Origin of the sequence: Deinococcus hopiensis KR-140 (genome assembly GCF_900176165.1) — a bacterium.
Classification (GTDB): Bacteria; Deinococcota; Deinococci; order Deinococcales; family Deinococcaceae; genus Deinococcus; species Deinococcus hopiensis.
Window position 1 is genome coordinate 229,063 of sequence record NZ_FWWU01000010.1, and the last position, 25,859, is coordinate 254,921.

At 63.9% G+C, this 25,859-nt stretch carries 23 protein-coding genes and 1 riboswitch; of the genes, 9 read left to right on the forward strand and 14 right to left on the reverse strand.

The window, feature by feature from the left end:
* The coding region (locus B9A95_RS29730) for a tetratricopeptide repeat protein (protein ID WP_170928861.1) at positions 1-1,203 on the forward strand (1,203 nt) is incomplete at its 5' end.
* 1,073 nt (positions 1,204-2,276) lie between these two features.
* Here the strand turns inward: B9A95_RS29730 and B9A95_RS29735 are convergent.
* The 7 genes from B9A95_RS29735 to B9A95_RS29765 form a co-directional block, all read right to left on the reverse strand.
* Entirely contained in the window at positions 2,277-2,561 is a 285-nt protein-coding gene (locus B9A95_RS29735; RefSeq protein WP_084051215.1) for a DUF427 domain-containing protein, read from the reverse strand.
* Positions 2,562-3,223: 662 nt separating this feature from the next.
* Positions 3,224-3,721, reverse strand: a complete 498-nt coding sequence (locus B9A95_RS29740; RefSeq protein ID WP_212648422.1) for a GlcG/HbpS family heme-binding protein — start codon at positions 3,719-3,721, stop codon at positions 3,224-3,226.
* A gap of 66 nt (positions 3,722-3,787) precedes the next feature.
* Entirely contained in the window at positions 3,788-4,423 is a 636-nt protein-coding gene (locus tag B9A95_RS29745) for a response regulator transcription factor (protein WP_084051217.1), read from the reverse strand.
* Positions 4,407-6,221, reverse strand: coding sequence for a PAS domain-containing sensor histidine kinase (locus tag B9A95_RS29750; RefSeq protein ID WP_084051218.1), 1,815 nt, complete (start codon positions 6,219-6,221; stop codon positions 4,407-4,409). Before B9A95_RS29750 ends, B9A95_RS29745 begins: the two co-directional genes overlap by 17 nt.
* A 549-nt stretch (positions 6,222-6,770) precedes the next feature.
* Positions 6,771-7,118, reverse strand: a complete 348-nt coding sequence (locus tag B9A95_RS35905) for a zinc ribbon domain-containing protein (protein ID WP_281255909.1) — start codon at positions 7,116-7,118, stop codon at positions 6,771-6,773.
* A gap of 168 nt (positions 7,119-7,286) precedes the next feature.
* On the reverse strand, positions 7,287-8,225 hold the full coding sequence (locus tag B9A95_RS29760) for an alpha/beta fold hydrolase (RefSeq protein WP_342744638.1): 939 nt from the start codon (positions 8,223-8,225) through the stop codon (positions 7,287-7,289).
* Positions 8,226-8,349: 124 nt separating this feature from the next.
* Complete coding sequence (locus B9A95_RS29765; RefSeq protein WP_084051219.1) at positions 8,350-8,745, reverse strand: OsmC family protein; 396 nt, start codon at positions 8,743-8,745, stop codon at positions 8,350-8,352.
* A 235-nt stretch (positions 8,746-8,980) separates the two neighbouring features.
* Between B9A95_RS29765 and B9A95_RS29770 the strand changes: the two genes are divergently transcribed.
* The 6 genes from B9A95_RS29770 to B9A95_RS29800 all read left to right on the forward strand — a co-directional run bounded on the left by B9A95_RS29770 (position 8,981) and on the right by B9A95_RS29800 (position 15,186).
* On the forward strand, positions 8,981-9,481 hold the full coding sequence (locus B9A95_RS29770) for a hypothetical protein (protein ID WP_139807154.1): 501 nt from the start codon (positions 8,981-8,983) through the stop codon (positions 9,479-9,481).
* Positions 9,482-9,963: 482 nt separating this feature from the next.
* A complete protein-coding gene (locus B9A95_RS29780; protein ID WP_084051222.1) occupies positions 9,964-11,913 on the forward strand; it encodes an MHYT domain-containing protein in 1,950 nt (649 codons plus the stop codon).
* A gap of 52 nt (positions 11,914-11,965) precedes the next feature.
* Positions 11,966-12,514, forward strand: coding sequence for a transposase (locus tag B9A95_RS37415; RefSeq protein ID WP_425429990.1), 549 nt, complete (start codon positions 11,966-11,968; stop codon positions 12,512-12,514).
* Positions 12,515-12,553: 39 nt separating this feature from the next.
* Positions 12,554-12,628: riboswitch (cyclic di-GMP riboswitch) on the forward strand.
* 12 nt (positions 12,629-12,640) lie between these two features.
* On the forward strand, positions 12,641-13,927 hold the full coding sequence (locus B9A95_RS29790) for a hypothetical protein (protein WP_084051224.1): 1,287 nt from the start codon (positions 12,641-12,643) through the stop codon (positions 13,925-13,927).
* A 391-nt stretch (positions 13,928-14,318) separates the two neighbouring features.
* The gene (locus B9A95_RS29795) at positions 14,319-14,627 is read left to right on the forward strand and encodes a hypothetical protein (RefSeq protein ID WP_084051225.1); all 309 of its coding nucleotides are present in this window, start codon (positions 14,319-14,321) and stop codon (positions 14,625-14,627) included.
* A gap of 322 nt (positions 14,628-14,949) precedes the next feature.
* Positions 14,950-15,186, forward strand: a complete 237-nt coding sequence (locus B9A95_RS29800; protein WP_084046205.1) for a hypothetical protein — start codon at positions 14,950-14,952, stop codon at positions 15,184-15,186.
* A 365-nt stretch (positions 15,187-15,551) separates the two neighbouring features.
* Here the strand turns inward: B9A95_RS29800 and B9A95_RS35910 are convergent, their stop codons facing one another.
* The gene (locus B9A95_RS35910; protein WP_245808584.1) at positions 15,552-16,751 is read right to left on the reverse strand and encodes a glycoside hydrolase family 10-like protein; all 1,200 of its coding nucleotides are present in this window, start codon (positions 16,749-16,751) and stop codon (positions 15,552-15,554) included.
* Positions 16,752-18,032: 1,281 nt separating this feature from the next.
* The gene (locus tag B9A95_RS29810; RefSeq protein WP_139807155.1) at positions 18,033-18,344 is read right to left on the reverse strand and encodes a hypothetical protein; all 312 of its coding nucleotides are present in this window, start codon (positions 18,342-18,344) and stop codon (positions 18,033-18,035) included.
* A gap of 805 nt (positions 18,345-19,149) precedes the next feature.
* On the opposite strand from B9A95_RS29810, the gene B9A95_RS29815 reads away from it, so the two are divergent.
* Positions 19,150-19,698 (forward strand): GNAT family N-acetyltransferase, encoded by a 549-nt coding sequence (locus B9A95_RS29815; RefSeq protein WP_425429991.1) that lies wholly within the window; start codon positions 19,150-19,152, stop codon positions 19,696-19,698.
* A gap of 72 nt (positions 19,699-19,770) precedes the next feature.
* The gene (locus tag B9A95_RS29820) at positions 19,771-20,310 is read left to right on the forward strand and encodes a phosphatase PAP2 family protein (protein ID WP_084051229.1); all 540 of its coding nucleotides are present in this window, start codon (positions 19,771-19,773) and stop codon (positions 20,308-20,310) included.
* A gap of 83 nt (positions 20,311-20,393) precedes the next feature.
* Here the strand turns inward: B9A95_RS29820 and B9A95_RS29825 are convergent, their stop codons facing one another.
* The 5 genes from B9A95_RS29825 to B9A95_RS29850 form a co-directional block, all read right to left on the reverse strand.
* Complete coding sequence (locus B9A95_RS29825) at positions 20,394-20,624, reverse strand: hypothetical protein (RefSeq protein ID WP_084051230.1); 231 nt, start codon at positions 20,622-20,624, stop codon at positions 20,394-20,396.
* Between the two features lie 62 nt (positions 20,625-20,686).
* Complete coding sequence (locus B9A95_RS29830) at positions 20,687-21,529, reverse strand: ion transporter (RefSeq protein WP_084051231.1); 843 nt, start codon at positions 21,527-21,529, stop codon at positions 20,687-20,689.
* Entirely contained in the window at positions 21,526-21,759 is a 234-nt protein-coding gene (locus B9A95_RS29835) for a helix-turn-helix domain-containing protein (protein WP_245808585.1), read from the reverse strand. The genes B9A95_RS29830 and B9A95_RS29835 overlap by 4 nt, the downstream gene beginning before the upstream one ends.
* 2,101 nt (positions 21,760-23,860) lie before the next feature.
* Positions 23,861-24,982 carry a sigma-70 family RNA polymerase sigma factor gene (locus B9A95_RS29845; protein WP_281255906.1) on the reverse strand — a complete coding sequence of 374 codons (1,122 nt, stop codon included), beginning with the start codon at positions 24,980-24,982 and terminating at the stop codon, positions 23,861-23,863.
* Positions 24,983-25,409: 427 nt separating this feature from the next.
* Positions 25,410-25,859 carry an anthrone oxygenase family protein gene (locus tag B9A95_RS29850; RefSeq protein ID WP_084051235.1) on the reverse strand — a complete coding sequence of 150 codons (450 nt, stop codon included), beginning with the start codon at positions 25,857-25,859 and terminating at the stop codon, positions 25,410-25,412.

Here is a 25,859-nt window from a genome sequence, read left to right on the forward strand (position 1 = left end):
GATACCGAGGGGCAGCAAAAGGCCCTGGAAATCCTCCGGCCCATCGCCGAGCAGTCCACCGATCCGCTCGTCTGGGGCTATGTCAGCCTGCGTTGGGCACGCCTTCACGTGCACCGCGGCGCCTATCTGCCTGTGCTGCAGGAAACCGCGCAGGTTCTGGAACGGTTGCAGGCTCTGCCGGAGAGTTCGGACGTGACGGCCCTGATCGTTGAATTTCTGGCCATCCGAACGGATATCCTCTGGCGACTTCGGCGTCTGGAGGAAGCCGAGAGCGACTTGAAACAGGCTCTGGCGCTGGGAAGAGGGCGGCTACCCGTTCCGCTGCTCACCACCCTGCTGACCTCCTGGACCTACCTCCTGATGGAGCAGGGAGACGTGGAGGCGGCGCTGGTCAAATGCGCTGAGGTGGAAGTGCTGGCCAGACAACAGGGTCAGCAGCGGCGGCACGCCATTACCCTGAATCTACGGGCAAGACTCCTCATGCTGCAGGGGCAGGTGCAGCAGGCCACGCAGGCCCTGGAAGAGGCCCTGGCGATCACCCGCCTGCTGAGGCACGCCGATCTGCAAAAAGCGTTTCTCCTCAACTTAAGCCAGCTCTATCCCCGGCTGGGGAAGTTGACCGAAGCGGAGGCCGCCGCCGAAGAACTCCGGCCCCTTCTCGGACCGCAACCGTCTGCGCGGGACGAGGCCAACCTTCAGGAGCGGCTCGCCAAAGTGTATTGGGCGAAAGGCGACCCTACCGCCGCCACCGCTGCCCTGCACCGCGCAATCGCGGCTTTCGACCGCACCGACGAACGGGGCAACCAGGCCAAAATGCGGCTGCTGCTGGCCCGCTACCTGTCTCAACAAGGGCAGCGAAATCAGGCCCAACGGTACGTGGACGAGGCACGTCCCCTGGTCGGACAGACGCCCGCTCAGCAGCTGTGGCTCGCCACCGAGGAGGCGCGCGCCTGCCTGCCGGCCCAACCTGCCGAGGCCCTCGCACGTCTGGAACCTCATCTTGCGTTGACTGCTCCTGCAGAAGACGCGCAGGAGACCGCGCAGTATGTACTGACCGAGGCCCACTTGGCCCTCGGCCAGTACGAACAGGCGCGGCAGTGCCTCGACCGGGTGCCGCAGCCGCCCTATTGGATGGCGGAGTATGCCGCCTTGCGGGACAAGGCCGCGCGCGATGAATATGAGCCCCATTCAACGGTGGGCTGAATACTGGTACTCGGTTGGGTCTGAAAGTGCTGGCGAAGAACACGGTGGATTCCCACTCTTTGCGTACCGCGCTGACCCCAGAAACACGGGCGCCATCCATCAGGTTCCCGCCAGTCAACGGAGTACCAATACTTGGAAGACCTGTTGCGCCGCAGTGGGCCAAAGTCGCCAAAGGGTTCTGGGAACCTGGAGTGTGGGTCAAAAAGAATGCCTCTTTTTGACCGAGCAGGGCAAGCGAACTTGATTGAGCAGAGGGAAGAAGGGCGCCGTGAGGGGCGCCCTTCCGCGCGCGGCTCCCCATTCAGACAAATGCCTTAGGTGCGTCTGAAAAGCGTGCTGTCGCGGGTTTTACCGGAACATGAAATGGAGGAATGATCGGGCGGTGGCGCGCGCAGAACGTGGGCGTCACCGCCCCAGGCGACCTCGCGGATGCCAGGTGGAATGTCCGCGGGCCGCTGCCCCCTCCTGAATCTCTTGTGGGTCGTCCCCGCATGTGGTCGTTGCGAAAAGTTCAGGACGGCGTCTTCTCTGTCCTCCGCGCAGGCCGTCGCCTGGCGGGGTACGGCCTCGCGATCTTCCTGCCGGGCAGACGATCTGCCACGTCCCTACGGTTTTCGGATCATCCGTTCCATCCCCTCTGCTGCGCAGCTTTGCAAGTCCGTTCCGGTGATTTCGCGCCTCTCCGCCACCGTTTTTCCTGCTCGCTCTGCTCGGGTTCATCCGTTATTTCATCATGGATGAACCCGGATCCTTATCAGCTTGAAACTCAAATTCCTCCACGTCCTGCGGTGAAGAACGGCGTTACCCCGTCCTGCAGGCGCGTGCTCTCTCCGCCATTCCCAACGCGGCTCCACGCATATATGGGCGCCATGGATCTTTCTGCAGCGTGCGTCACCTGGGTCCTTCTTCCACCGCCCACGACAGGGATCTGCGCCGTGGTCGGTCTGAACATTGCAGAACGGGTTGCATCAGCTTATGCCGGTGTATGCGGCCCCGCGGGGGAAAAGGCCGCGAGGATGGGGGAGAGGGGGCGGGGCGGACGTTTGCGGCGCAGGGCGGCCCGGGGTCCCCCGTTAATCGGGCTGAACCTGTACACCGCGCCAAAACGCGACGCGTCCACGAATTTCACGTGCAGCCTCTTTCGGCTCCGGGTAATACCAAGCTGCGTCCTGGTTTTCCCGTTGATCCACCACCAGCGTGTAATACCTTGCCGTGCCTTTCCACGGGCAGACACTCTGTGTGTCACTCTCCCGCAGGTACGCGTTCCGGAGGGCGTCTCGCGGAAAATACGCGTTTCCCTCCACAGTGACGATATCGTTACTCTCCGCAATCGTGACGCCATTCCATACTGCGCGCATCCTGTGCCTCCTTTATGTCCCTGCGCCACTGCCTTCGCCTTGGCTTGTACCTGGAATCGTACCCGGAACCCTGGGCGGCAAGGGCACGGGGAAGGGGGGCAGGGTGGGCCAGACCAGGGTGGGGGTAGGGAGAGGATGCAGGGTACCTGGCCACCCAGGCCGCCAGCGGGCCGCACCTCCTCACCCAGCCGTCCGGAGCCGCGCGTTGTTCAGGGCGCGGCCACCCAGGCCCCTCTTGCCCAGAACAGCGCGAGAAATCACGACCGACAAGGCAGAAGCAGGCCAACGCCAGGACCTGCGCTCAAGGCATGATGAGGATTGCGGTTCGTCCATGATTTCATCACGGCTTGACCCAAGCGGAGCGAGCAGGAAAAACGGTGATGAAACGGGTTATCTGGAATCCGTATGACACCCAAGAGAACCGGACGGGCTGAAGCACCCAGCGAAAGCCGGGCTGACGTTGCTGCGGCGCGTGGCGCTGGGTCTGGGTCTCCCCGCAGATGTCGTGCGACTCCTCCAGCGCTGTCCGCTCGCGGTCGTGCGCCGGACGCCCCACGGCCGGCTCGACCGATTGAGAGAGCGTCGGTGAAAGTACTGCGGGCGAGGGGCTTCCGGACGCCGAGTCGGGCTTCCTTCCGGCCCCGCTCCATTTTCCGCAGGTTTTACAGGCCGAGGACCGCTTTGAGGGCGTCGGTCGCGCACTTCTCGTCGATCAGACCGCTGGGCGCTCCGCCCACACCGACGGCGCCCACCACCGCAGCGCCGATTCGGACGGGAACGCCACCTGCCAGCAGAAGGTAACCGGGGATGGCCGCCAGACCGGGGTTGTTCTGCAGCCCTTTGGCCATCTCGCTCGTCAGGTTGCGCCCACTGGCGCTGGTGAACGCCTTGCCGTAACTCGCTCCGACAGTGTGCGGTCCGGCATTTTCGGAGCGGGCCACAGCCAGGGTCACGCCGGAACGGTCGACCACCGTGGCCGTGACGTGGTAGCCCGCGGCGGCGCACTGGGCCACCGCCTGCATCGCCAGTCTGTTCGCGGCGTCCAGGCTCAGCGCCGTGACCTGCACAGTCGGTGTGGTCGCCAGGTTGACGGGCGCGGGCGCCTGCTGGGCCGGGGCCGTGGAGGCTGTCAGGAGGGTTATCAGGGCGATGTTCTTCACGCCGTCATGGTGCCAAGAGGAGGCCCGGGAAACCATTCGGACATTTCCGGAAGGAGGTCCGTATTTTTACGGATCGCTCCCGCCCTGCCCCTCCACCACGTTCAGGTAGACCCGCATCAGTTCCGCCAGCGAGTGCACCTCCAGTTTCTCGAAGAGGCTGGCGCGGTGGGTTTCGACGGTGCGGGCGCTGATGCCCAGCACCTTGGCGCTCTGCTTGCTCGTCTGCCCGTCCATCACGCCCGCCAGGACCTCACGTTCCCGCTCGGTCAGTCGGGCGAGGCGAGACCGCGCCTCGGCACTGCTCTCGGCCCGCTCGCGCTGCCACAGGTGTTGACGGATGGCGCGCTGGACGGCTTCGAGCAGCGCCGTTTCGTCGATGGGTTTTTCCAGGAAATCCACCGCGCCCTGCTGAAAGGCGCGGCGGCACAGGTCCACGTTGCCGTGCCCCGTCATGATGATGATGGGCAGATCGACCCCCTGCGTCCGCAATTGCTCCTGAAGCTGGAGGCCGCTGACATGGGGCATGCGGATGTCGAGCAGCAAGCAGCCCACGTTCCCACCGTCCAGGCCGCCCTGCAGGGCAGAGCCATCGGGAAAAACCCTGACCTGCAGTCCCACGGTTCCGAGCAAAAATGCTAGGGCGTCACGCACGGCCGCGTCATCATCGACGAGGTAGACCGTGGGTTCAGGCGACGGAGTCATCCGGCGTCCATTGTGGCAGGGTCAGCGTAAAGCGTGCGCCGTGCGTGGGGCCGTTCTCGCCCACCAGGTCACCGCCGAGGCCCTGCGCCAGCGTCTGTGAGAGGCTCAGCCCCAGCCCCAGCCCATCGCGTTTGGCCGTGTGAAACGGCTGGAACAGATATGGCAATATCTCCCCGGACAGGCCGTGACCGCTGTCTTGCACGGTGAGGATCCATCTTCCCGCTGCGGGCGTCAGTCCCAGGAAGAGGCGGGGTTCCGGGAGGCCCGCCATGGCCTCCAGGGCATTGCGAATGAGATTCAGGATGATCTGCTCGACCTGCACCGGGTCCGCCTCCACTAGGGCCGTGGCGGGAAACTGGGTCTCCACCGTGACGCCGAGCCGGTTCAGGTCAGCCTGGCACAGCGTCAGGATGTTTTGCGCGGCCTGCACGACATCGACCTTCACCCGCTGGGCGGGTGCCCGCCGCACCAGCGTCCTCAGGCGGGAAATGATTTCGGCGGCCCGCTGTGCCTGAAGCACCATGTTGTGCACCGACTGCCGCACAGGGGCAAGGTCAGGTTCCTCCTCACCGAGTAGCCGCATGCCCGCCTGACCGTAACTGACGATGGCGGTCAGCGGCTGGTTGAGCTCATGGGCAAGTCCGGCGCTCATCTCGCCGAGCGTGGACAGCCTGGAGACGTGGGCGAGCAGCGCTTCGTGCTCGCGGATACGCCGCTCCCCGGCGTCGAGTTGCGCCAGCAGGCGCTGCTGCAACGGCCCGACTTCGCGCACAGTCAGCACGCGGCCCAGCAGTTGATCCCGCTCGCCCAGCAGTGGCGTGAGGCTCCCCCCGATCAGGACCCGCTCCAGACCGCGCTGCAGGGCCGTGCCGTCGGGCAGGGTCGGCCCCTCCTGCCCCTGCCAGAAGCGTGCCGTGTTCAGCGGCGCTTGCGCGAGGGTGGCCCGAAACCGCGCGACCTGCCGGACGTCCTCCCCGACCCGCAGCCCGCTCAAAATGCGGTGCGCAGCAGGGTTGGCCTGCATCACGGTTCCCTGCGGATCAAGCACCACGATGCCGTCCGTACTCGCCTGCACGATGCCCTGCGCCCGGCGGCGTTCATCGAGCAGCGCCTGCTCGGCCCGCCTGCGGGCGGTCAGACCCCGTGCCAGCGTCCAGGCGCCCAGGGCTGTGAACGCCCACCAGGTCAGGAAGGTGGTCCACGGCCACACGTTCCACGAATACTCGCGCTGGAACAGGATGGGGAAGGGTTCCAAAGGCGTGCCGAGCTGCTTTTCTACCAGGAAGGTCAGCGCCGCTGGACGGCCCCCCCCCTCACGCTGCGCCAGGACGCTCCTGCTCTCCGGACGGTAGATCCGGACGGTCATCGGCTCAGGGGGCAGGTCCGCACCGGGAAGCAGCGCCCGGGCCTCCACCCAGACCCGGATGCGGCCGCGCTCCAGGGCGTAGCGCGTCCCCGTTCCAGCAGGCCACCGGACCCTGGAACTCCCACCCGGTGTAAACGGCAGAACGGGCAGAGTACCGGGCAGAGGCGTCAGCGCCTCACAGCCTGCGGACGTGCACTGCTCCACCGCGGTGATCTGTGGGTAAGGGCGAATCAGCGCTTTTACGTACCCCCCCAGGGTCCGCCGCTCCACCCCTTGCGCCGCAAGGGACTCCACGGCGTTGAGCACGGTTTCCTGCTGCTCCATTCGCTGCGAGAGCACCCGGTGCAGGACGCGGGCGTCGAGGTCAAACGATTCCCGCAGCTCCGCCCGCCTGTCTTCCAGCAGTGCCCAGGAGCCCAGTCCGGCCACCACCAGCCACAGGGGCAGCGTCCACTTCCAGAGGGGGCGAAAAGGAGAGACCAGGGGAACACCCCTCGTGGCACCTGTTCTTTTCCTGCTGAAGATGGACCCTTGCTCCCTGAAGCCACTCAGTCTGAACCTCTGGGGAGCTTCCTACCCTTTTGCACGTTCTGCACAGGAGGCTTGCCCGCACTCCCACGGCGAAGAGGAAGGCCAGTTCCGCACGTCCTTTGGGTCCAGGTCCCCACAAGCTGCATTGTAAATGTCCCTGGGAGCAGGGCGTGTAGAACGGCTCCCCAATTCATCCTTTCACCTCCGCCTGGGGAACCCCTCGGTTCGGCTTCAGGGAGACGCAGGCGCCGCGTCACCACAGGCTCCACATGACGCCAAGGCGCTGGGGGTGAAGGGCATCGACTCCACCGACTTGCACGTCCGCTCGGGTGAAGCGGTTATTTCACAAGGGATCTACCGGAATCATCATGCCTTCCCTTACGCGGGAGGAGGGCGGCCAGGGTGCGCCATAAGGCCAGGAAGGGAGGCAAAAGGAGATTCTGGAGTGGATCAAGACCATGCCGGCGGACAAGGCCAGGAGAAGGAAGGTGAACGACCTTCATGTCGGGGCTTAGCGTGGCACGCGTCTTTTAGTGAAGTACGCCCTGCCACGAAGCGCAGTCCCTGCGCCAGGATGTCCTTCGCCGCGTTCACATCCGCATTCCCGGCGTGCCCGCAACTCAGACATCTGAAGTTCGCCTGCCCCCTCCGGTTTCCCCGCCCGGTGTGGCCGCACGCGCAGCACGGCATGTACCTCGGACCTACGGCGACAACTCGTTCCCCGGCCCATTCTGCCTTGGAAGTGAGGAGTGCCCAACCCACGTCGTGGATCTGCTTGCTCAGGCTGCCCTGGGCCATCCCCTTCACGTTCAGGTCTTCGTGGCAGATGAGGTCGGGCTGCGAAACGAGCTTCTTCGCCTCTTCGTCGTGCAATTGGAGCCGTTGCCGCACATGCCTGAAGGCTGGGGCACTGCGGCGGAGAGCAGGGAGAAAACGCCGGGGAGGGACAAGAGGGCGATCTGGGTCTTACGGCAGATTACTGTGCTGGGAGGGACCGGAAGAAGGCCTTGACGGCTCGCGCAACCTGCTCGGGCATATCGTATGGCAGACCGTGGCCAACGTCGGGATACCCTCATAGCGCGGACCCCGATCGAGGGTCTGGAGTTCCTGGGCCTGATTCAGAGTGACGGTGCCTGAACTTCCCAAAATCAAGAGGATGGGAACGCGAACGCTCTGGATGAGTTCGCGGTATTCGGGGTTGAGAGGGGCGAGTACTTCAAAGGCCTGCATGCGTGTCTGAAGCCCCGCTTCAACGAGGCGCTCACTCACCTCGGTCGAACGGGATGGACGCCTACGCTTCGCCTGCGCGGCCAGTTCGCTCTTGTCCAAGTTCAGCGCGTGACGATGCTGCTCAGCCACGTCACTCCCGTAGACTTTCGCGTTGCCGCTCGGAACTGATGCACGTCGGGTCGACCAATACGGCGCCTTGAAGATCCGCGTCAGGGCGGCCGTCATGCCGCCCATGAAATGGCCGAGAAGGACTGGACGCGTCAGCTTCAGGGCACCGATGAGGCCGAGAACGTCATTGGCGTGGTCCGGGTACAGGTATCCGTGTGTTGAAGCGCTTGATCTTCCGTGCCCTCTCGCTTCGGGCATGAGCACGGTGTACTCGTCTTCAAGAACGCGCGCCAGGGGTGCCCAGCACGCGCCGCTGCCCATCAAGACGTGCAGGGCGATGACCGGGGGGTGCTGTGGCCCGCCGTTTGGTAATGGATGATGTCGTTCGCGGTGCGCGTACCGCTGGTCGAGGTGGTCGGTGGGTTGCGCTGCTGGGACATTCGCGACTCCTCCTTTGCCGTCAGTCAGCAGTTGTGGCGACCTCGTCGACGAGCAGGACAGCGTTGGAGGGCGGGCCGCTTCATCTTCGCACACCTCGTCGGGATTGGGCTTCATCCGTGATGACATCACGGGCCGACCCGGGCGGACGTGCAAGGCTGCGCCGCAGAGGAGGCAGGAAAAGCGGTGACGCAGAGGCGTGGAATCACCGAAGCGGAGCAGGGGGGACGGAACGGATGAGCCGCAGACCGTATCACACCACACGAAAGGTCAGATTGACCGCTGAACGTAGGGTATTGGACGAGATGCACGCCCTATCCGCGATCACCACGAGCTTCTCCAGCAATTCTCGGTCCTCTGTCTGGGCTTTTACGGCCACTTCGATGTCGCTGAAGTGGGCAGGGGTACCGGCCAGCGTGCCGGTGACATCCAGCCGTACATCACGGATGCTGGCGTCCCTCGCCTTGACTGCAGCCAGAAGGTTGCTCATAAAGCATCCCCCGAGGGCAACGAGCAGGTACTCGCCTCCCATCATGCCCTGGTCCTCGCCGCCCTTTTCTAAGGGACGGTCGACCAGCACCTGATGTGTCCGGGCCTGGGCCTGTGAGGCGGTGGCGCTGACCTGCTGGACGGCAACCTGGATATTCATGTCGGCACTATGGCAGTTATGGGGAATCACCAACATTTGGCACGCACACATTGGGCGCGAACACAGCAAGGGCAGTGGCAAACGCCTTACTTCTCCTCCGGTGCTGACGCAAAGGGAATCAGAGACCTCCGGTGACTGAACGGCCCTTCCTCTATACCTGTATTTCCCGTAAGTGACCACTTACAGGCATAGGATCTGATCGCCGTAGTGACATGGGTTATGTTTGGGGCCAGGAATGCGTGGATTCAACAACGACCGTGCTGATATGCCTAAAACCCCCAGGAAAAGCCGCTGGCGAAGAGGGCTGGCCATCGTCGTCATGACTGCCGGCTCGCTGTATGGTTTCTTGTGGTGGCTGTCCGAATTCCCTCCTGCAGAACCCATCTTTTCTTTCCTCGAAGGTTCGAACCAGAGGCTGCGCCGGGAGTGCGAGGCGGAAGTCAGGCGTCAGCTCAACGGTCCACAGAACATCCGGTTTGTGAATGCCTGGACGGCAGAAAAGCAGATCGCCATTCCCAGTCGCTACCGGATGATGGTTTCGCTGAGGTCCTGGCACTCTGAAGTCACTGTCATCACAGGCCAGGGGCGGCGCAAACGTTTCGAATTCCTCTGCCTCGACCGCTTACACCCGAAGCAGGTTGATATCTGGGAACTCAACTCGGACAATACGCGCGTACAAGAGTCTGTCAAGCATTTTCCAGAACGGTATTCTTCTGGCCGCACTTCATATTCATGAAGGTCATTCACCAGAACGAAACGGAAGATACGGAAGTCCTTGGGGCCATACGGCTGTCAAGGCCCCGGTAAAACTTTCGCCTGGTCCTTGCGCTTCTTCTGCCCATCACACTCCGGGGGAAGGCGGCGCACACCTGTCCGATCAGGTCGCGTTCCGCCTGGTCCCCACTGGGGTGAAGTGCACGCACGCCATCCGCAGGTGCCAGAGGGCCTCAGCGGCAGACCCACTCCCCAGCAGGGCGGCCCGGAGGCGTTGTTCGGCGCCGGGGGCACCGGTCATCCGGTGGATGGTGCCGCCCCGCCGGCCCACACCTGCGCAGCCCTGGTTATCCGTTGCGGCATTCAGAAGCCCCGCATGGGCACATTGGCGCAGTGTAGCGGCGCTTGGCAAAATGTGCGGAGCGGCGGCCTCATACCTCAGCACACCAACCGTCCTGGGTGAGGAGGGGCTGATGTGTTTGCTGGCGGGTGGAACACCCTATTATGCGAGGCACGCCGATGCCGCCCGTTCACTACGACCCGCAGTTGGTCCTGCTCTCCGTGGCCATCGCTTGTCTGGCGTCGTACGCCACCCTGAGCGTCGCAGCTCGCGTTGAGGCAAACGGGCGGCGTCTGCGCACACCGCACCTGCTCGGCAGCGCGCTGGTGATGGGCTTCGGCATCTGGGCCATGCACTTTATAGGGATGCTCGCGCACAGACTGCCCGTGCCCGTCGGGTATGACACCGGCACGGTCGTGCTTTCGGCCGTGGTCGGTACGCTGGGTGCCGCGCTGGCGCTGTGGATGGTGGGCGTTCGGCCCCTGACGCGGACACGGCTGCTGTGTGGCGGATGCCTGCTCGGGCTGGGTATCGTCATCATGCACTACGTCGGTATGGCCGCGATGCGCCTACCGGGAACCATCACCTACCAGCCGGTGCTCGTCGGTTTCAGCGTATGGATTGCCCTCGTCGCCGCCACGGTCGCGCTGTGGCTCGCCCATTACTTCGAGAACCCAGACACCCTCCTGCAACGGCGTTTGCGCCTCCTGGCCTCGCTGGTGTTGGGGCTGGCGATTGTCGGAATGCATTACACCGCGATGGCGGCCGCACATTTCCACGTCACGGCCCACCCGGTACCGCAGATGGGACAGGGGGCGCAAGAGCAGTCTCACCTGATGCTGGCCCGGAGCATTGCGGTGGTGACGAGCGTCCTGATCCTCGCGGCCCTGTCGACTTTACTGATGGAGCGCCGCCTGGCCCACCAGCTGTCAGCGGTGCGGGAGGGGGAACGGCGAAACGAGGCGCTTGAAGCGCGCGTCTCGGAACGCACGGGGGAACTCAACGCGCGGCACAATGAACTCAACGCCCTGATAGACGCTGTCCCAGCCTTGCTGTGGCATACAGATGAAGCTGGACAGATCTGCCGCGCAAATACGGCCGTCGCTGCGGCCACAGGCCTTGCTCCAGACGGGCTGCTGGGGCGCAGCGCAAAGGATGTTCTTCCCCGGCTTGACGCCCACGAAACCGAGCAGCAGGTGATTCGCAGCGGCGAAGCGCGACTGGGTGAAGTGGTGGAAGTTGCCCTCCAAGACGCCCCACCAAGGTGGTACCGGGTGGACAAGGTACCGTTCCGGGGCGTGGACGGACGGATCACCGGGGTGATCACGCTCGCATTTGACGTGACGGACCTGGTGCAGGTGCAAACGGAACTCCAGCGGAGCAACGCAGAACTTGAGCAGTTCGCCTACATCGCTTCGCACGACCTGCAAGCGCCGCTGCGGGCGGTCACGAGCTTCGCGGGGCTGCTGGAACGCCGGTACAGCGGCCAGCTGGATGAGCGGGCACGAACGTACCTGGAGCACATCATGGCAAGCGGGCAACACATGAAACGCCTCGTCGATGAGCTCCTGAGTTTCAGCCGCGTCACCACCCACAGGCGCCCTCCTAAGCCAGTACCGCTCCGTCAGGTGGTGGACGATACGCTCAGCCGCCTGACGAGCGATATCGCCGCAGTGGCCGGTGAGGTGACTTACGAGAACTTGCCAACCGTTATGGGCGACGCGTCTCAGCTCGGTCAGTTGTTCCAGAACTTGATCAGCAACGCTTTGAAATACCACCGTGCGGGCGTTGCGCCCCAGGTCCGTCTCCGTGCCGAGCAGGAAGGCAAGCTGTGGCACTTCACGGTGACTGACAACGGCATCGGCATTGAAAAACAGTATTTCGAGCGAATCTTCCAGGTGTTTCAGCGGCTGCATCCCCGGGAGCAGTTCGAGGGGACCGGAATTGGCCTGGCACTCTGCCTGAAAATCGTTCAGCATCATGGGGGTCGCCTGTGGGTGGAGAGTACACCTGGGGAGGGCAGCACCTTTCACTTCACGCTGAGCGCCTCTCCGGAAGATGCTGTTCTCCTGAAGGCCAGGGACGGCGCAAGGGCATCAAGATCAGATCCATGACCGGAACACGCTGTGGGAGGTGGCGGACGGGCCCTGTCTGCGTTTGGCTCCTGTGCTGGTCAGCACACCCTGGAAAGAGAGCGGGCGTCCCAGGCGGGACGCCCGCCAGATCTTCAACGGTTCCGTTTGGCTGGCCTGGACCGGGGGCCAGTGGAGCCAACTCCCCCGGCGACACGGCCCAGCATCCACAGTCCACCAGCGCTTGTGTGCCTGGGGAGAACGCGAACGCTTCCGCGCGGTGTGGGCGATCATCCCCGAAGAGGACGACCAGGCGTTGGGCACCGATCGGGAAAGGGGCAAGCCGCCGACCGGGAGGAAACGGGCTCCCAATTGTCTGGTCCGCCCCCACACGGTCACCCGGCGGAGGAGGGCCCTTCGGGAACCCGGTAGATCTCGGAGGGCTGCCCTCCGAGATCTACCGGTCCTGCGCCGGACGGCGGGCCGCATCACCTGCCGTGGCTTAGGGGCACATCCACTGGGCCGGAGGACGGCAGTTACGCCACCGCCAGGCGCCCTTCTTCACCCCCGTTGGGGGCAGCAGGCACGGGCCCCACTTTTTTATAGACATGGCGTAAGCTTTATGTCAGAGCTTCGGCTCTAACCTAATCAACGTTGGCGGCAGAGAGACACTCTGCGCAGCTCGACGAAAAGGCAAACCCTGCGCGAGCAGGGGGCGCAAAGCCACGGGACTCACGCAGTCAGCCGGGCCACCGAAACGAGGGATCCTGTGCAGAAATTGGTCTGGCTGCTGCCGTTTGCTTTTATCGCCACCTGCAATCAAACCGTCCTGGCGGCAAGCACCTCCAACAACGCCTCGGCCGCAGGCCGCAGCTTCTACGTTGATTGCACGGCGGGCAAGGACGCGGCGGAGGGAACGACCGCGGCTGCGCCCCTGCGAACCCTCGCCCAGGTGAATGCCCTGAAGTTGTTGCCCGGTGACCACGTCCTGCTCAAGCGCGGCTGTACCTTCGCAGGTCCCCTGGTGGCCAGATCCAGCGGTACGGCCTCAGCGCCCATCCGGTACACCTCATACGGCGCAGGAACCAACCCGGCCGTTCAGTTGACGACCGATGCCGAGGCGGTGCTGGCCAGCGGCAATCACCTGGTCTTCAATGGGCTGAGCGTCACCAGCGCGCGTCCCAGCGTTCCCAGCACAGCTGGCAAATGCAGCAAGACGCCCGTGGGCTGGCGCGTGGGCTTCGAGGTGGCCGGGCAGTACAACACCGTGCAGAATTCCTCAGCAAGCGGCTTTACGGCAGGCATTCACCTGAGCGCTGGAAACAACAAGGTGCTGCACAACAAGCTGACCAACAACAACGTGATGAAGAAGAACACCGCCGGTGTCTTCGATGACGATTCCGGAGCCTGGGGCGTCCTGGTCAACTCGGACAACAATGAGATCGCCGGCAACACCTTCGGCGGCAACTGGGCCTGCAGTGAGGACTACGGCAAGGACGGGGCGAGCGTCGAGTTGTACGAGGCGAGCAGCAACAATATCCACGACAACGTCAGCACGGAAGACCCCTTCTTCACGGAGCTGGGCGGAACCCCCAAGACGCCAAGCAAGAACAACACCTTCGCGTACAACACCTACGCGCCGGTGAAGTCCGGCGGCGCAATGATCGTGCTGCGCGGCACGAAGAGCAAGTGGGGCGGCAACCCCGGAACCGTGTTTCACCACAACGTTGGGTACATGGTGGACATGGGCATCATCTGCTCGGACGGCTGCGGCCCCAGCATCCTCAAGGCGTACGACAACGTCTTGTGGCAGCGCGACACCGCCAGCGGTTTGGTACCCGCTGCCAAGATGACCCCCATGTGGGCCGACGCTCCCTTTACCGAGTACAACAACGTCTTCTGGAAAAAAGGTGGCCGTCCCTACGTCAGCATCGACAATGGCAAGCTGAGCGCCACTGACCGCATCGCCGATCCCCTGTTCGTGAATGCGCTGGCCCTGGATTTCACCCGCCAACCGGCGACCGCCCTGCTGGCCAGCGCCCCCGTTCGCCGCTAAGCTGATTCGGGCCTTTGTCCTGCGCAGGCTGGTGGGCGTTGCTGACGCTGGCGGCGGGGCTCCTGGTCACCGCGACTCACGCGCTCCCGGTCCGGAGCCTCAGGTGGGCAGGGGGCGTCGGTGAAGCGGCGGCGGCAGTGCGTCTGGGGCTGGGGTGGGGAGCGGAACCCCAGGGCCAGACCCCTGCGCGCGACAACAGCCCGCGTCCTGAAGCCAGGCCCACTGCTGCGCGTGTTCTACGTCCTGCGCGGCCACATCCCTGTTGAACAGGCGCTGGATAAGGGTGACTGCAGCGGGTGTACAGCGGAGTGCAATGGGGGAAGGAGGCCTCCTGGCCATGGCGGCTGGCGAGAACGCCACAGTTGGCTGAACCCATACGCACGCCCACGCCATGACTGTTGCGCCTTACCCAACCGCCGGCACCGTCGCCGTCCGCGCGCCCGCCAACGGCCAGGTCACCGCCTGGCGACGAGACCCTCAAACGGGCGTGCTGCGCACCGAAGCCCTTGAGCAGCGCGGCTCGATCCACCCCCGACACCTCCAGGACCTGCGGCGCCTCGGCGACCTCCTTACCATGACCCCCACTCCGGCTCCTCTCGGCGCGGTCTACCACGCCCAGGACCTCGCCCCGGATGGGGCAACGTCGCTGACCGCGCCTGCCGCGCCCTCCTGGTGCTCCGGGGGGTGCCCCTCCCCTTGATGCCACGCCCCCAACAGGGCGCCCACCCTGCCTGAAGACTGTCAGACCGGAGGGCGTCCATCTGATCCGGTTTCCGGATCATCCGTTCCGTCCCCTGGGCTCCGGGGCTTCCGCGCCGCTCGGTCACCGTTTTTCCTGCTCGCTCTGCTCGGGTTGGCCCCTAATTTCATCATGGATGAAGGGGAGTCATGATGAGATGTCGCGCCCAGGGAGGGTGCCTGCCACGTTTCCCGGCGTGCGGCGCCAACCGCCCCCCGCCTGATTCCTGGCCCTCACCCACCAGGTGCCTCTCCCTGCAACGCCCTTGCATTACCTTAAGTCCATGCTCAAAGACGATATGGCCATCCACGCCGGCATCCCCGAAAAAGCCGTCAAAGCCGCCCTGCAGAAACTTCAGGACGACCAGGCCCACGGGGGGACCACCTGGGACCTCGGCAAAACCCGGGCGGGCCGCCCCATCAAGGTCTACTTCGAGGCCGAAACCATGCCCCAGATCCACGCCGCCAAGAAACGCCTGGAGCAGCTCCTCGACGAAGCCGGGTTTGACCTCTATCCCTGAACGGAAGCGGGGCCGCCTGCCTCCGCCCGCAAAGGGCGTTTTTTCGTTTGCCTCCGGCCGCTGCGCTGAACGCCTCCCCCTGGAAGCGCCGCCGGTTGTCTTTGGGGACGGCGTGGACACACCTTCACTTCGGCCTGGTACCCGCACCGCGTGCGTGCCGTACTGAGACACCGACACCCGAACCTCGTGCCCTGCGGCCTCAGGCCCTTCATCAGGATTTCGGTTGATTCGTGACGGCCGTCACGGGTGAACCGGCGTGGACGCGCAACGCTGGGCAGTTGCGCGAGCAGGGAAAACGGTGACGAAGAGGCGTGGAAGCCCTGGAGCGGAGAGGAGCCCAGGGGACGGGTGATCCGGATTGCGGATCAGCGCCCGTCTGGGCTGCTTTGGCCCGGCTCCCCCACCAGCAGGTTGCTCAACTCACGGTACGCCTTGCCGCCGTCCTTGCTTCCGTCCTCGACGCCGAGCTCAGGCGTGCGGTACGAGTACCCCACCCACCCGTCAAGGCCCTGCTCGACGACGCGCCTGGCCTGCGCGAGGTTCTCGGCGGCGGTGTTCAGATACAGTGCCGTACCCGCCGCCACCTGACCATCACCTTTGACCAACTGGGCAAACCGGTTCCACACGTCGAATGCGCGCGCCTGATCCACGCGCGCCTCCCGCTTGTAATTCATCATCACGACCAGATCGGTATCTCCGCCCGACAGCCACGCTGGCCAGTCCTGGAAGACCTCGGCGTACGTGCGGGTGTGGGTAAAGTCCTCACGGTTTTTCGGTCCCGCACCGTAGGTGATGGCGGCGACGCTCATCGTCGTTCCGGGACGGGCTGCGCGGACCGCCTCGGAGACCTGATGAACCAACGCGTCGACGCGTCCTCGGCGCCAGGCCATCCATGCCGCGTCTTCAGGGTCCGGGGTGTCGGTCGTGCCGCTCTCCGCCTGGTACGCGGCGAGGGCCCCCGGGTTGTACCCCCAGTCCTGCACCTTCCCGAGGGGATCCGGGTACCGAACGCGGTCAAGCTGAATCCCATCGACCGGGTAGGCGGCCGCGAGGCTGCGCACGCCCTCCACGATGTAGCGCAGCGCATCGGGGTTGCCCAGATCCAACTGCTGGTCATTGCCAGCCCAGATCACGCCGGAAGCGCTGCGCGTCAGCCAGTCACTTTCCGAGCCTTCCCCGTGCGCGTTGGCAATGTGCTCGGGATTGGTCACGGGGTACTGGACGGCGCGGCTGGCCACGGCGGTGGGAATCACCCAGGCGTGAACCTTGATGTGCTGCGCGTGCGCTTTTTCCAGCACGTCCGCCAGAGGATCAAAGTCGGCCGGGACCGCCGGATCTTCCGTGCGGGGCAGCAGGCTGCCACCGCAGTAGCAGTCACCACGCTTCACAGCCTGCACGAACAGCGTGTTGATGTTCATCGCCTGGGCGTCGCGAATCAACTGGTCCACCTCAACTGGCGTCTTGAAGCCAGGCCCAAATGCATCGACCCACAGGCCGCGGATCGCCGGACCCGGCTCCAGGGGGCCGGGAACTGGCCTGGCTTCAGGCTTGCTCTCCGGCGGCACTGCGCCTCCAGACGGTGTGGATGGAGCTGCGACTTCCTGAGCCTCGGCGACAGGGGGCGCAGGCGCTGAAGCAGGGACTGCCACGTTGATGGGATCACGCTTGATCCCGGAGCCCGAGGTGGACTGTGGTGGCCTGGCTGAAGGCGGTTTGACTGTGGAGACGCGGGCTGGCGACAACGGTGAAGCCGCAGCATGAACGGTGATCGCCGCAGGCCCCGCCTTCGCCACCTCCGAAGCGACTGCGGTGGTGGCGCCCTCAGGCGCGCTGCCGGCTGCGCCAGGCTGGACAGGCAGGGGCGGCGTGGCTGCCGGCGGATGGGGCACTTGAGGCCGCTTGACCTGAATCTGAGGCGCCACAGGCGAAGGTCTCGCGACCGAAGGCTTTTGCGGCGTGCCCTGGGCGGACGGCAAACCCGCCGGTGCCCGCTGCGGCTGAGGGTCTTGCTGCTGCGCGGCAGGGCTCGCCTTCGCAAAGGCCGTTCCGCCCGGTGCAGGGCCCACCGGGGTGGCCCTGGCAGGTGGAGCGCCAGGCGTGGAAGACGTGACTGCGGGCGCCACCGCAGGCTCCTCCCCCAGGTGTGCCGTGGCGGTGGCCGGGGTGGCGGTGGCCGGTTGTTCCACTGCGGGAGCAGGCTTGATGGCCACGGAGGAGGACTGGGTCTCTGTTGGGGTGGTCGAGACAGGCGTGCGCTCAGGTGAGCGTGGACACGCCACGAGGGCGAGCGACAATGTCAGGGCCAGCAACGGGAGAGAAGGGCGGCGCATACCCCTGTCATCCTGTCATGGTCTGCGCCTCACCTGACCTCCCCGCTTGGTTCGCCCGGTGCACTCCGCCCTCCTCAATGGACGTCGTCCGGGACCGAACGGTAGGTGGAGTGGCAATTGGCCTGCTCCCGCACAGGCTGAACGAGACCGCTCCCCCGGACCAGCAATGACGGGCTCTCCTTCAGCGCGTGCCGCGACGCTCCATGTCAGAAACAGCAGTCCGCCTGGGAAGACGCCAAGCAGATGCGGCGCGCGGGGCATGCACCCCCCATTCGGCTGGGCGAGCAGGGGCTGCCGAACCTGGCCCCGTGGCCCAAACCCCACGGCCCTTGGACGGTTTTGAGACGCGGGACGGACGACTTCGTGCGTACCAGGCCGGTGGTCGACGGCGCGTACCGGCCGAATGGGGGGTGGACGCAGCCGCTCCCGTCTGGGGACGCGCACACCGCCCAAGGCGGGCCCGGCGGCGCGCTTATAAGTGCGCCGCCGGGCAACAGACCGTTTCCCTTGGCCGGGCTACTTCCCGGTGATGTCCTCATTGTCGGGCGCCTGTCCCTGCTCCACCCAGGTGCGCAGGGAATTCCAGGAGTACGCGACTTGCGCCGGAGTGAAAAAGCAGTGGGTGGGCCCGGTCACGCTGCTGTCCTCCTGCACGACCTGCTGACGCAGGTGGCTGGCATCGGTACGGCGAGGTGCCGTGGCAATCGGGAAGGTCCCACCCATCTGCTTGTGAAGCTGCACCAGATCATTGCGTTCCCAGGGGAACGGCACCGTGTAGTACCCGTGCGATCCGGGTTGAGACCGTCTGCTGCTTCCAGGATGTTCCATCTGATGCACCTCTATTCCTGATCTACTTCAGCAACTGTCGGCCGTGGGCGGTTGGAACACCTTGACTCTGGTCCCCAGGGGCAGATTTTTTAGAGCGCTTCTCCGAATGACGCCGTGCGTGGAAAGCCACCCCTCACGGCTCCATTCTCCTCAATCCTCATTCAGGTTCGCCCACCGGGCTCGGTTAAAAAGAAGTCCTCATTCTTGACAAATGCTCTGGGGATGGGGTATGCCCGTCACACCCCATCGTATCCAGATCTTTGGCGATCCTCTGGGTTGGCCACGCGACCTCTTCACTCTGCGACGCCGCCCGGAAACGGGGCACGGCACGCACCTTCGCCACCGCGCCTCATCCATTTGGCCGGTGCGGCGCCTGGGTGTCACGCGCGCCCACCGGGTAACGTTGGCGGGCAGGCCCCACGCAGGCTTTTTTCCTGCCATACACCTGCTCAGCGTAACCCACCCTCCCCGCCCGCAGGGCACTTTTCTTGGGTGGCAACCTCTCCCACCCCGGAATCTGGTATCCCACGCCGCCGAAAAGTCCTCCAAACGGTCAGCGTGGGAATGCCCCTCGATCTCCAGAGCGCCTGCGGGCTCGACCCTGGCCAGAGGGATCGGTTCATCTGTGATGAAATAACGGGTCAACCCGAGCGGACGTGCAACGCTGCGCAGCGCAGCGCAGGGGACGGAATGGATGATCCGCAAACCGTATGCATCCCTCCTCCTTTCCTGCGTAACTGGGGTGGACAATTCTTCGACGAGTCAGAGGATGAGCGCGATACTTCTTCTCATGGAACACGACGTGATGCTGTCGGACGGTGCCCACACCCTCCGTCCTCTCGCAGAGGCGGATATTCCCGACCTCATCGCGCTCGCATCACGCAACGTTCACGAATACATCCATATGGGAGTCGCACCAACAGCCGAAGTGACCTACCTCCACCCGTTGCGTGCTGCGGATCAGATGCCATTTGTGCAGCTCCTGAACGGTGAGTTGGCAGGCTGTACGCGCTATCTGGAAATCCGTCCTGTTCGGCGCAGCCTGGAAATTGGTGGCACCTGGCTCGCTCCGCAGTTTATGCGGACGGGTGCAAACCGAACCTTCAAACGTCTGTTGTTGGCCCACGCCTTTGAGGTGATGGGCACGTCTCGAGTGAAGTTCAAAACCGATATCCGCAATCTCCGTTCACAGGTGGCCATTGCTGCGCTGGGTGCCGTACGAGAAGGGGTATTGAGAAAGGACCGGTATCGGCTTGATGGGACAGCGCGAGACACAGTCGTGTATAGCATCACCGACGATGAATGGCCGTCAGTGAAGGCCCGTCTGCCGCACACCTCCCAGGTTGAACGCTGAAGGCGGCCTTCAGTACGGGGTGGGCCACCGTGCTGAGCTACCGGTACGGCGCCACGCGCCTCAGGAGGAAAAATGACTGACGGGATTCAAGCCTCACTCCATACCCTGGCGGTTCATCAACCGGTCGCCGCTTCTCTGGCCCGTTTCTGTGCCAGCCTCCTCCTCTTCGTATTGCTCGGCCTCCTCGCAGTTGCAGCGTGGCTTATGCGCCGGCAGCTCACTTGGAAATACGCCGCCCGCGTCGTGGTTTCCCTGACAGTGGCAACGGTCTTAACCCTTCTGACCAACCATTTGGTACTCGACCCACGCCCCTTTGTGGTGGAGCATTATTCGCCCCTGGCGCATGCATCGGCTGACAACGGTTTCCCCAGTGATCACACGCTCGTAGCGGCCCTTTTTGTAGGCTGGGCAGGATGGTTGAATCGGCGCTGGAGCCTCGCCTTTGCCCTGGGTCTGGCCGCAATCATATTGGGGCGCTTGGCCATTGGAGCTCACCACTCTTTAGACGTCCTGGGCAGCTTGGTCTTTGCTGCTCTGGGGATCTTTACCGCCTCAAAATGGCCATTCCCTCCGTCATGGCAACACCGTCCACTCCTTCCCTTCCTGACCTAAACCGTATTTCCGCTAACGCCAACTGCTGGTGGGCTGTCGCTGCCATGTCGGTTTAGAGCATGTGTCAAGTGCAACGCCCATCCCTACCCGTGCGGCGTGGCTGTTATTGGGCCACCGAGGGCCGCGCTCTCCCGTCGCGGGTACGCTTGCGCCACACCTTGCACGGTCCATCTTCGCTGCCGATCGCGGTCGCCCCGCCCCAGACCCACCTGCCCGGCCTGCTGGAGGGCGCGCAGGACACGGGCACGCCGCACGCTGGCCGCCTCGGAGAGTGTGACGGTCTCCCGCACGTAGACCTGGGCGGCCGCCGTCACGCTGGTGAGCAGGGAGGAGAAGCCTCAGTATGGAGGCCAAATACCGCTCGCGCTTTCCTCACTCAGTCGAGAATAGAGGGAGGGGCTGCCACCCCACGTACAAGAGCTTCCCCACATCGCCGACAATAGCGGGCATCTGTTTCATGCCCTTCCAGGCCGCAGCGCAGGCATATCCGCTGTTCTCGACTGCTGGCGTGTGCCTGTGTCAGCCCAACAGTAACAATGCCTGTGGGAACAGCAATGATGCAATAGCCCAGGATCATTGCGAGAGAAGCGAGTCCTTTTCCAAGTGCTGTCCTGGGCGCTATATCTCCATATCCTACCGTTGTCAATGTTACGATCGCCCAGTAGATGCTGGTTGGAATGCTTGTATAACCGTGCTGCGGCCCTTCTATGACGTACATCAGTGTTCCAATAATGATGACGAGCGTGATGACCACGGCAAAGAAGACGGTAATTTTTGCCAAGCTCGCCCGCAGCGCCTGTGTTAGAATGCTGGCTTCACTCAGGTAGCGCACCAGCTTGAGGATACGGAAAAGCCTAAGTAGGCGTAGAACCCGGATGATCAGCAAATATTGAGCACCCGGAAGGAATAAGGCTACGTAGGCGGGAAGAATTGACAGCAGATCAACCACACCAAAAAAGCTCTGGGCATAATGACTGGCCCGCCGGGCTGTTATGAGACGTAGAAGATACTCTACTGTGAAAAGCAACGTCAGTACCCACTCCAGGAGCTGGAGCTGAGGGCCATAGTGCGCCCTAAACTCCGAAACGCTATCGAGCATGACTGCCAGGACACTGACGAAGATAGTTGCGGTCAGGAACAGATCGAAGTTACGCCCAGCTTGCGTATCTGAGTTGTAAATGATGTTGCCGAGCTTCACCCGCCACGGTGCTCGATTCATTTCCTACCGCTTTTCTCCGCTTCACTCCGGGGATGGGCTGTCAGCTCCAGGTCCAGGGCTTCGAGCACGTCCAAGAGACTCTGGGGAATGCTGCCCCGCTTCCCGCTCAGGATCGCTGCAACAGAAGGCTGTTTGACTTCCAGCCGCCGGGCCAGCTCTGCCTGGGTGACGTTCCGCGCTGCCATAGCGGCCCGCAGCGCCGTCCTGATCTGTTCATCGGTAGGGTTCATAAGGAGGAGTGTATTAGACGTTTCGTCTATCAACAACCTTAGACGAAACGTCTAACGTCAGGGCAGCAGCGAAGGCGCTCACCCGACCAGGAGAAATACAGCTTTCCGCCTTATGTGGCCCTTCAGCCCCCGTCTCCCTCATCCTCCACGGCTGCCGTCTGGACCGGGGGAGGGTAGGGATGGGGCTCAGGAGGGGAGGGCCGCGCAAGCGATGAGATCAGCAGCGTACCCCCAGCTGCGATTTTATCCGTAGGAAATGAACGGGTTACATTGTCAGAGGAGAGAAGATTCAGCTCGGTTGGCGGAGACATGCCTCGGTACCAGTGTTCCCACCGCGAAAGCCACCAGGTCCAGAGCCTCCCACGGGTCTACGCCTCTGGCACCAGCAGCGTGACAACGGGAAATTTCGTTGCAGCCACGCTTTCACAGGGGTACGGCGTTGATTCCGGTCTTTCTCCTGCTTCCGGAGCCGCGCAGCAGCGTTCGAAAAATATGCCTGTCCTTTTACAACAGTGTGCGCCTCCTAAAGTAAATAATGAGGCACAAGCGGGACTTGAACAGACGAGCTTACTTCGCCGAATGCTCCTCTGGGGTTGAGTTGCGTGAATGGCGTCACTTTGCCATCTCTGCGCACCTGCTGGTCTGTTGCAGAAAAACGGTGAAGCGTCCGTGATGAAATACCGGGCCACCCCGAGCGGACGTGCAACGCTGCGCCGCAGCGGGGGCGGAACGGATGATGCGGAAACCGCTCGATCGGGCGCAGACGCCGCGAATCTGGCGCGGCAGGGGGCCCGTGCCCGCACCGAACAAGAACGCCCGAGGGGTCGCCGCCGGTGCAGCTGCGGTCAGCAGTGACCTGCTCCTGGCCCTCGTCTCCGAAGCTGGAGAACGCGCCATCGTGACCGCTCGGGGAGGCACCTTCCCCCAACGTTCCCGGTGCTGGGCCATGGGATGGAGGGAGAACACCACCTCCCCTCCACACACGCTGCAAAGAAGCGGTTCGAACAACTCCTCGACGAGGCAGGTTCTGACCCCTCTGTCCCCATTGGGACGTTGCTCCTTCACCGCCTTGATGGGAGCGCAACGTTCCGTGGGGAAAGGTCGTAAGGAGCGGCATGGGTAATCTCCTCCGGTCCCCGTCGGAGTTCGCCACCATCGAGGGGCAACTCCTGGAATACACCCGGTCAGGCGCGGGCGCGCCTCCAGTGGTGCTCGTCAATGGTGCGGGCGGTCCCATGGACAGCTGGTTTCGCGTCTTTGGGCCCATCACGCGGCAATCCACTGTTTTTGCCTACAACCGTCCCGGTCTGGCCCATCCGTGCCTCAAACGGGCCCTGTCATGCTGCGTACCTTGCAGGGTCTTCTGGCGCACGCGCAGGTGGCCCCACCCTTTGTCTTGGTAGGACATTCTCCGGGCGGTCTCCTTGTCAATTTATTTGCCCGAACCTTTCCTGAGCAAACTGCTGGCGTGGTGCTGGACGCAGCAACCCCGGAAGACGTGCTGTTGCATCGCCCGCCCTCATCAGGGTGGCGGGTCCGGCTTAACCGGGCATTTCACCGCCCTCACCCCTGGGAAGAGACGCGACACGTCGGGGCCCTGAGCGCGCAGGTCCAGGCCGCCGGCGACTTCCCACCGGTCCCGCTGTTGGTGCTGAGCGGCACCCGGTACCCGCGCGGGATGCCGAAGGCAATGCGAGATGCCCGTACGGTGCATCAAGAGAACGTCGTGAGGCTTTCTCCATGGGGTGAACACCACTTCGCGAAGCGGAGCGGCCATTTTCCTCAGATCACAGAGCCCCAACTGGTCGTCGAGGCCATCCGCGCCGTGTTGGGCAAAGCGACTTGATCAACCTCGGCATGCAAGCGCCAGGGCGGCACCTCCTGCAAGAGAACGAGCAGCGGCAAGGTCCTCCTCCACGCAGACCGCTTTGTACCGCCCCATACGGTTGTTCGCCGTAGGCGCATTCCGGATCGTCCGTCCCCTGGGCTCCGGTGCGTCCACGCCTCTGTGTCACCGTTTTTCCTGCTCACGCTGCTGCGCAGCGTTGCGCCTCCGCTTGGATCAACCAGTGATTTCACAGCCGATTGACCGGAATCCGTATCAGTCCTCCAGATACTCCCGCAATGAACTCCGGCGACTCTGGTTGTACTTCAGTTTCCGCAGCGCCTTGTTCTCAATCTGCCGAATCCGCTCGCGCGTGACCCCAAAGTGCTGCCCCACCTCCTCCAGCGTGTGCTCCCGACCATCCACCAGCCCCTTGCGCAACCGCAACACCTGCGCCTCCCGGGGGTCGAGCATCCCCAGCACCCGCTCAATCTCCTCGCCCAGCAGCACGCTCGTCACCTGCTCCAGGGGCGACTCCCGCGTCTCATCGGGTATGAAATCCCCGTACACGCTGTCCCCCTCCTCACCCACCGGGGAGGCCAGACTCATGGTGTCTTGCGTCACCCGCCGCATCTCTTTGACCCGCTCCGCGTCCCATCCAGGTCCCATCGCTTCCGCAACCTCCTCCGGACTGGCGTCCCGCCCCAGCTCCTGGCCCAGGCTCCGGGACGTCCGCGAGAGTTTGTTCAACGTCTCGGTCACATGCACCGGGAGACGAATGTTGCGGGACTGGTCCGCGAGTGCCCGGCTCACCGACTGCCGAATCCACCACGTCGCGTACGTCGAGAACTTAAAGCCCTTGCGGTACTCGAACTTCTCCGCTCCCCGGATCAGCCCGGCGTTCCCCTCCTGGATCAGGTCGAGCAGGCCCATCCCGCGGTTGCTGTACTTCTTCGCGATGCTCACCACCAGGCGGAGGTTCGCCTCCACCAACTGCTGCTTGGCCGCCTGACCATCCTCCACGATTCGGACCAGCGTGCGCTTCTCCCGGTCTCCCAGCTCCGCCTCGACTTCCAGCCGCTGGCGGGCTTCCTCGCCCGCTTCCATGCGCCGGGCCAGCTCGATTTCCTCCGTATGCGTGAGGAGAGCAACGCGGCCGATCTCCTGCAGGTACTGCCGCATTGGGTCCATGCTGACCGCCAGCGGCACGTCCGTCAGTTCCAGCAGGACTGGAGCGTCCCCGTCCGGTTCAGCCTCCTGGTCCTCCTGGCTTTCGTCCAGTAGCGCGTCCTCTTCCTGGTCTTCTTTGAGGAACGCGTCCTCCTCTTCGAGCAGGTCTTCAGGCCTTGGTTCTTCCAGAGGGGCGGGCACCTCCACCACCGAGGTGGGCTCGGGCACAGCGTGCTCCTCAAGTGGATGGGCTGGAACGCGCTTCCTGGCACGGGGGGGGACAGTCATTCGCTCCATACTGAGGGAAAGGCCTACGTCGTGTCCGTGACTTCACTCTGTGCAGCGCAGCCCAGGGCAAACTCCACGTCCAGCCTGCACTTGATGTCTGCTGCGTTCGCGTACTCTGGCTGATCCGCGAACAGCTTCCTGCCAGACCTCGCCCGCTGCCGCCCGCACCTCCGCGTGGCATCCCGGTGCGTTGCCCGGGGCCTGGAGCGGCGGTCCTCCTGCTCCAGGAGGACTTTGTCACTTTGAAGCTGCCCTTCGCTGTGGTGACCGCTCTTGGCGGCAATGCGCTCATCCCCTGCAGCTGGCAGCGGTTATTTCTCGACTTCTCGCTTCCCAGCCTTGAAACCCTGGCGTTCCCACCAAGCTGCTAAGCCACGCCAGCCAGAACCAGAAGAACGAACGCGGCAGTGATGATGCCCACGCGGACATAATGAAAGCCATTCCAGCGACTGACCTGCGCCTGCCAATCCCCCGGCGCACTCTCTGCAGACCAGCGAGCGGCCCGTGAAGCGATGGGAACGAGGAGCATGATGGACATCACGACGCTGACCAGCAGCAACGTGACGGCCATAGCGACTGTCAACGCCTGCGGGTGACCCCACGCCTGGGAAGCCCAAACGACCGCAAGGATGACCGATCCGATGTACCAAAACGGCATCACCCGTCCAAGCACCCGGGCCCCATCGCTGCGGGCCGCAACCGCAGCATTTTCCGGGAGCCGACCAAAGATTGGTTCGACAAAAGCGGCGACAGAGAACTCGACGCCTACCATCAATCCGACCAGGACAATCGTGAGGATGACCAGCCATGCCTGCAT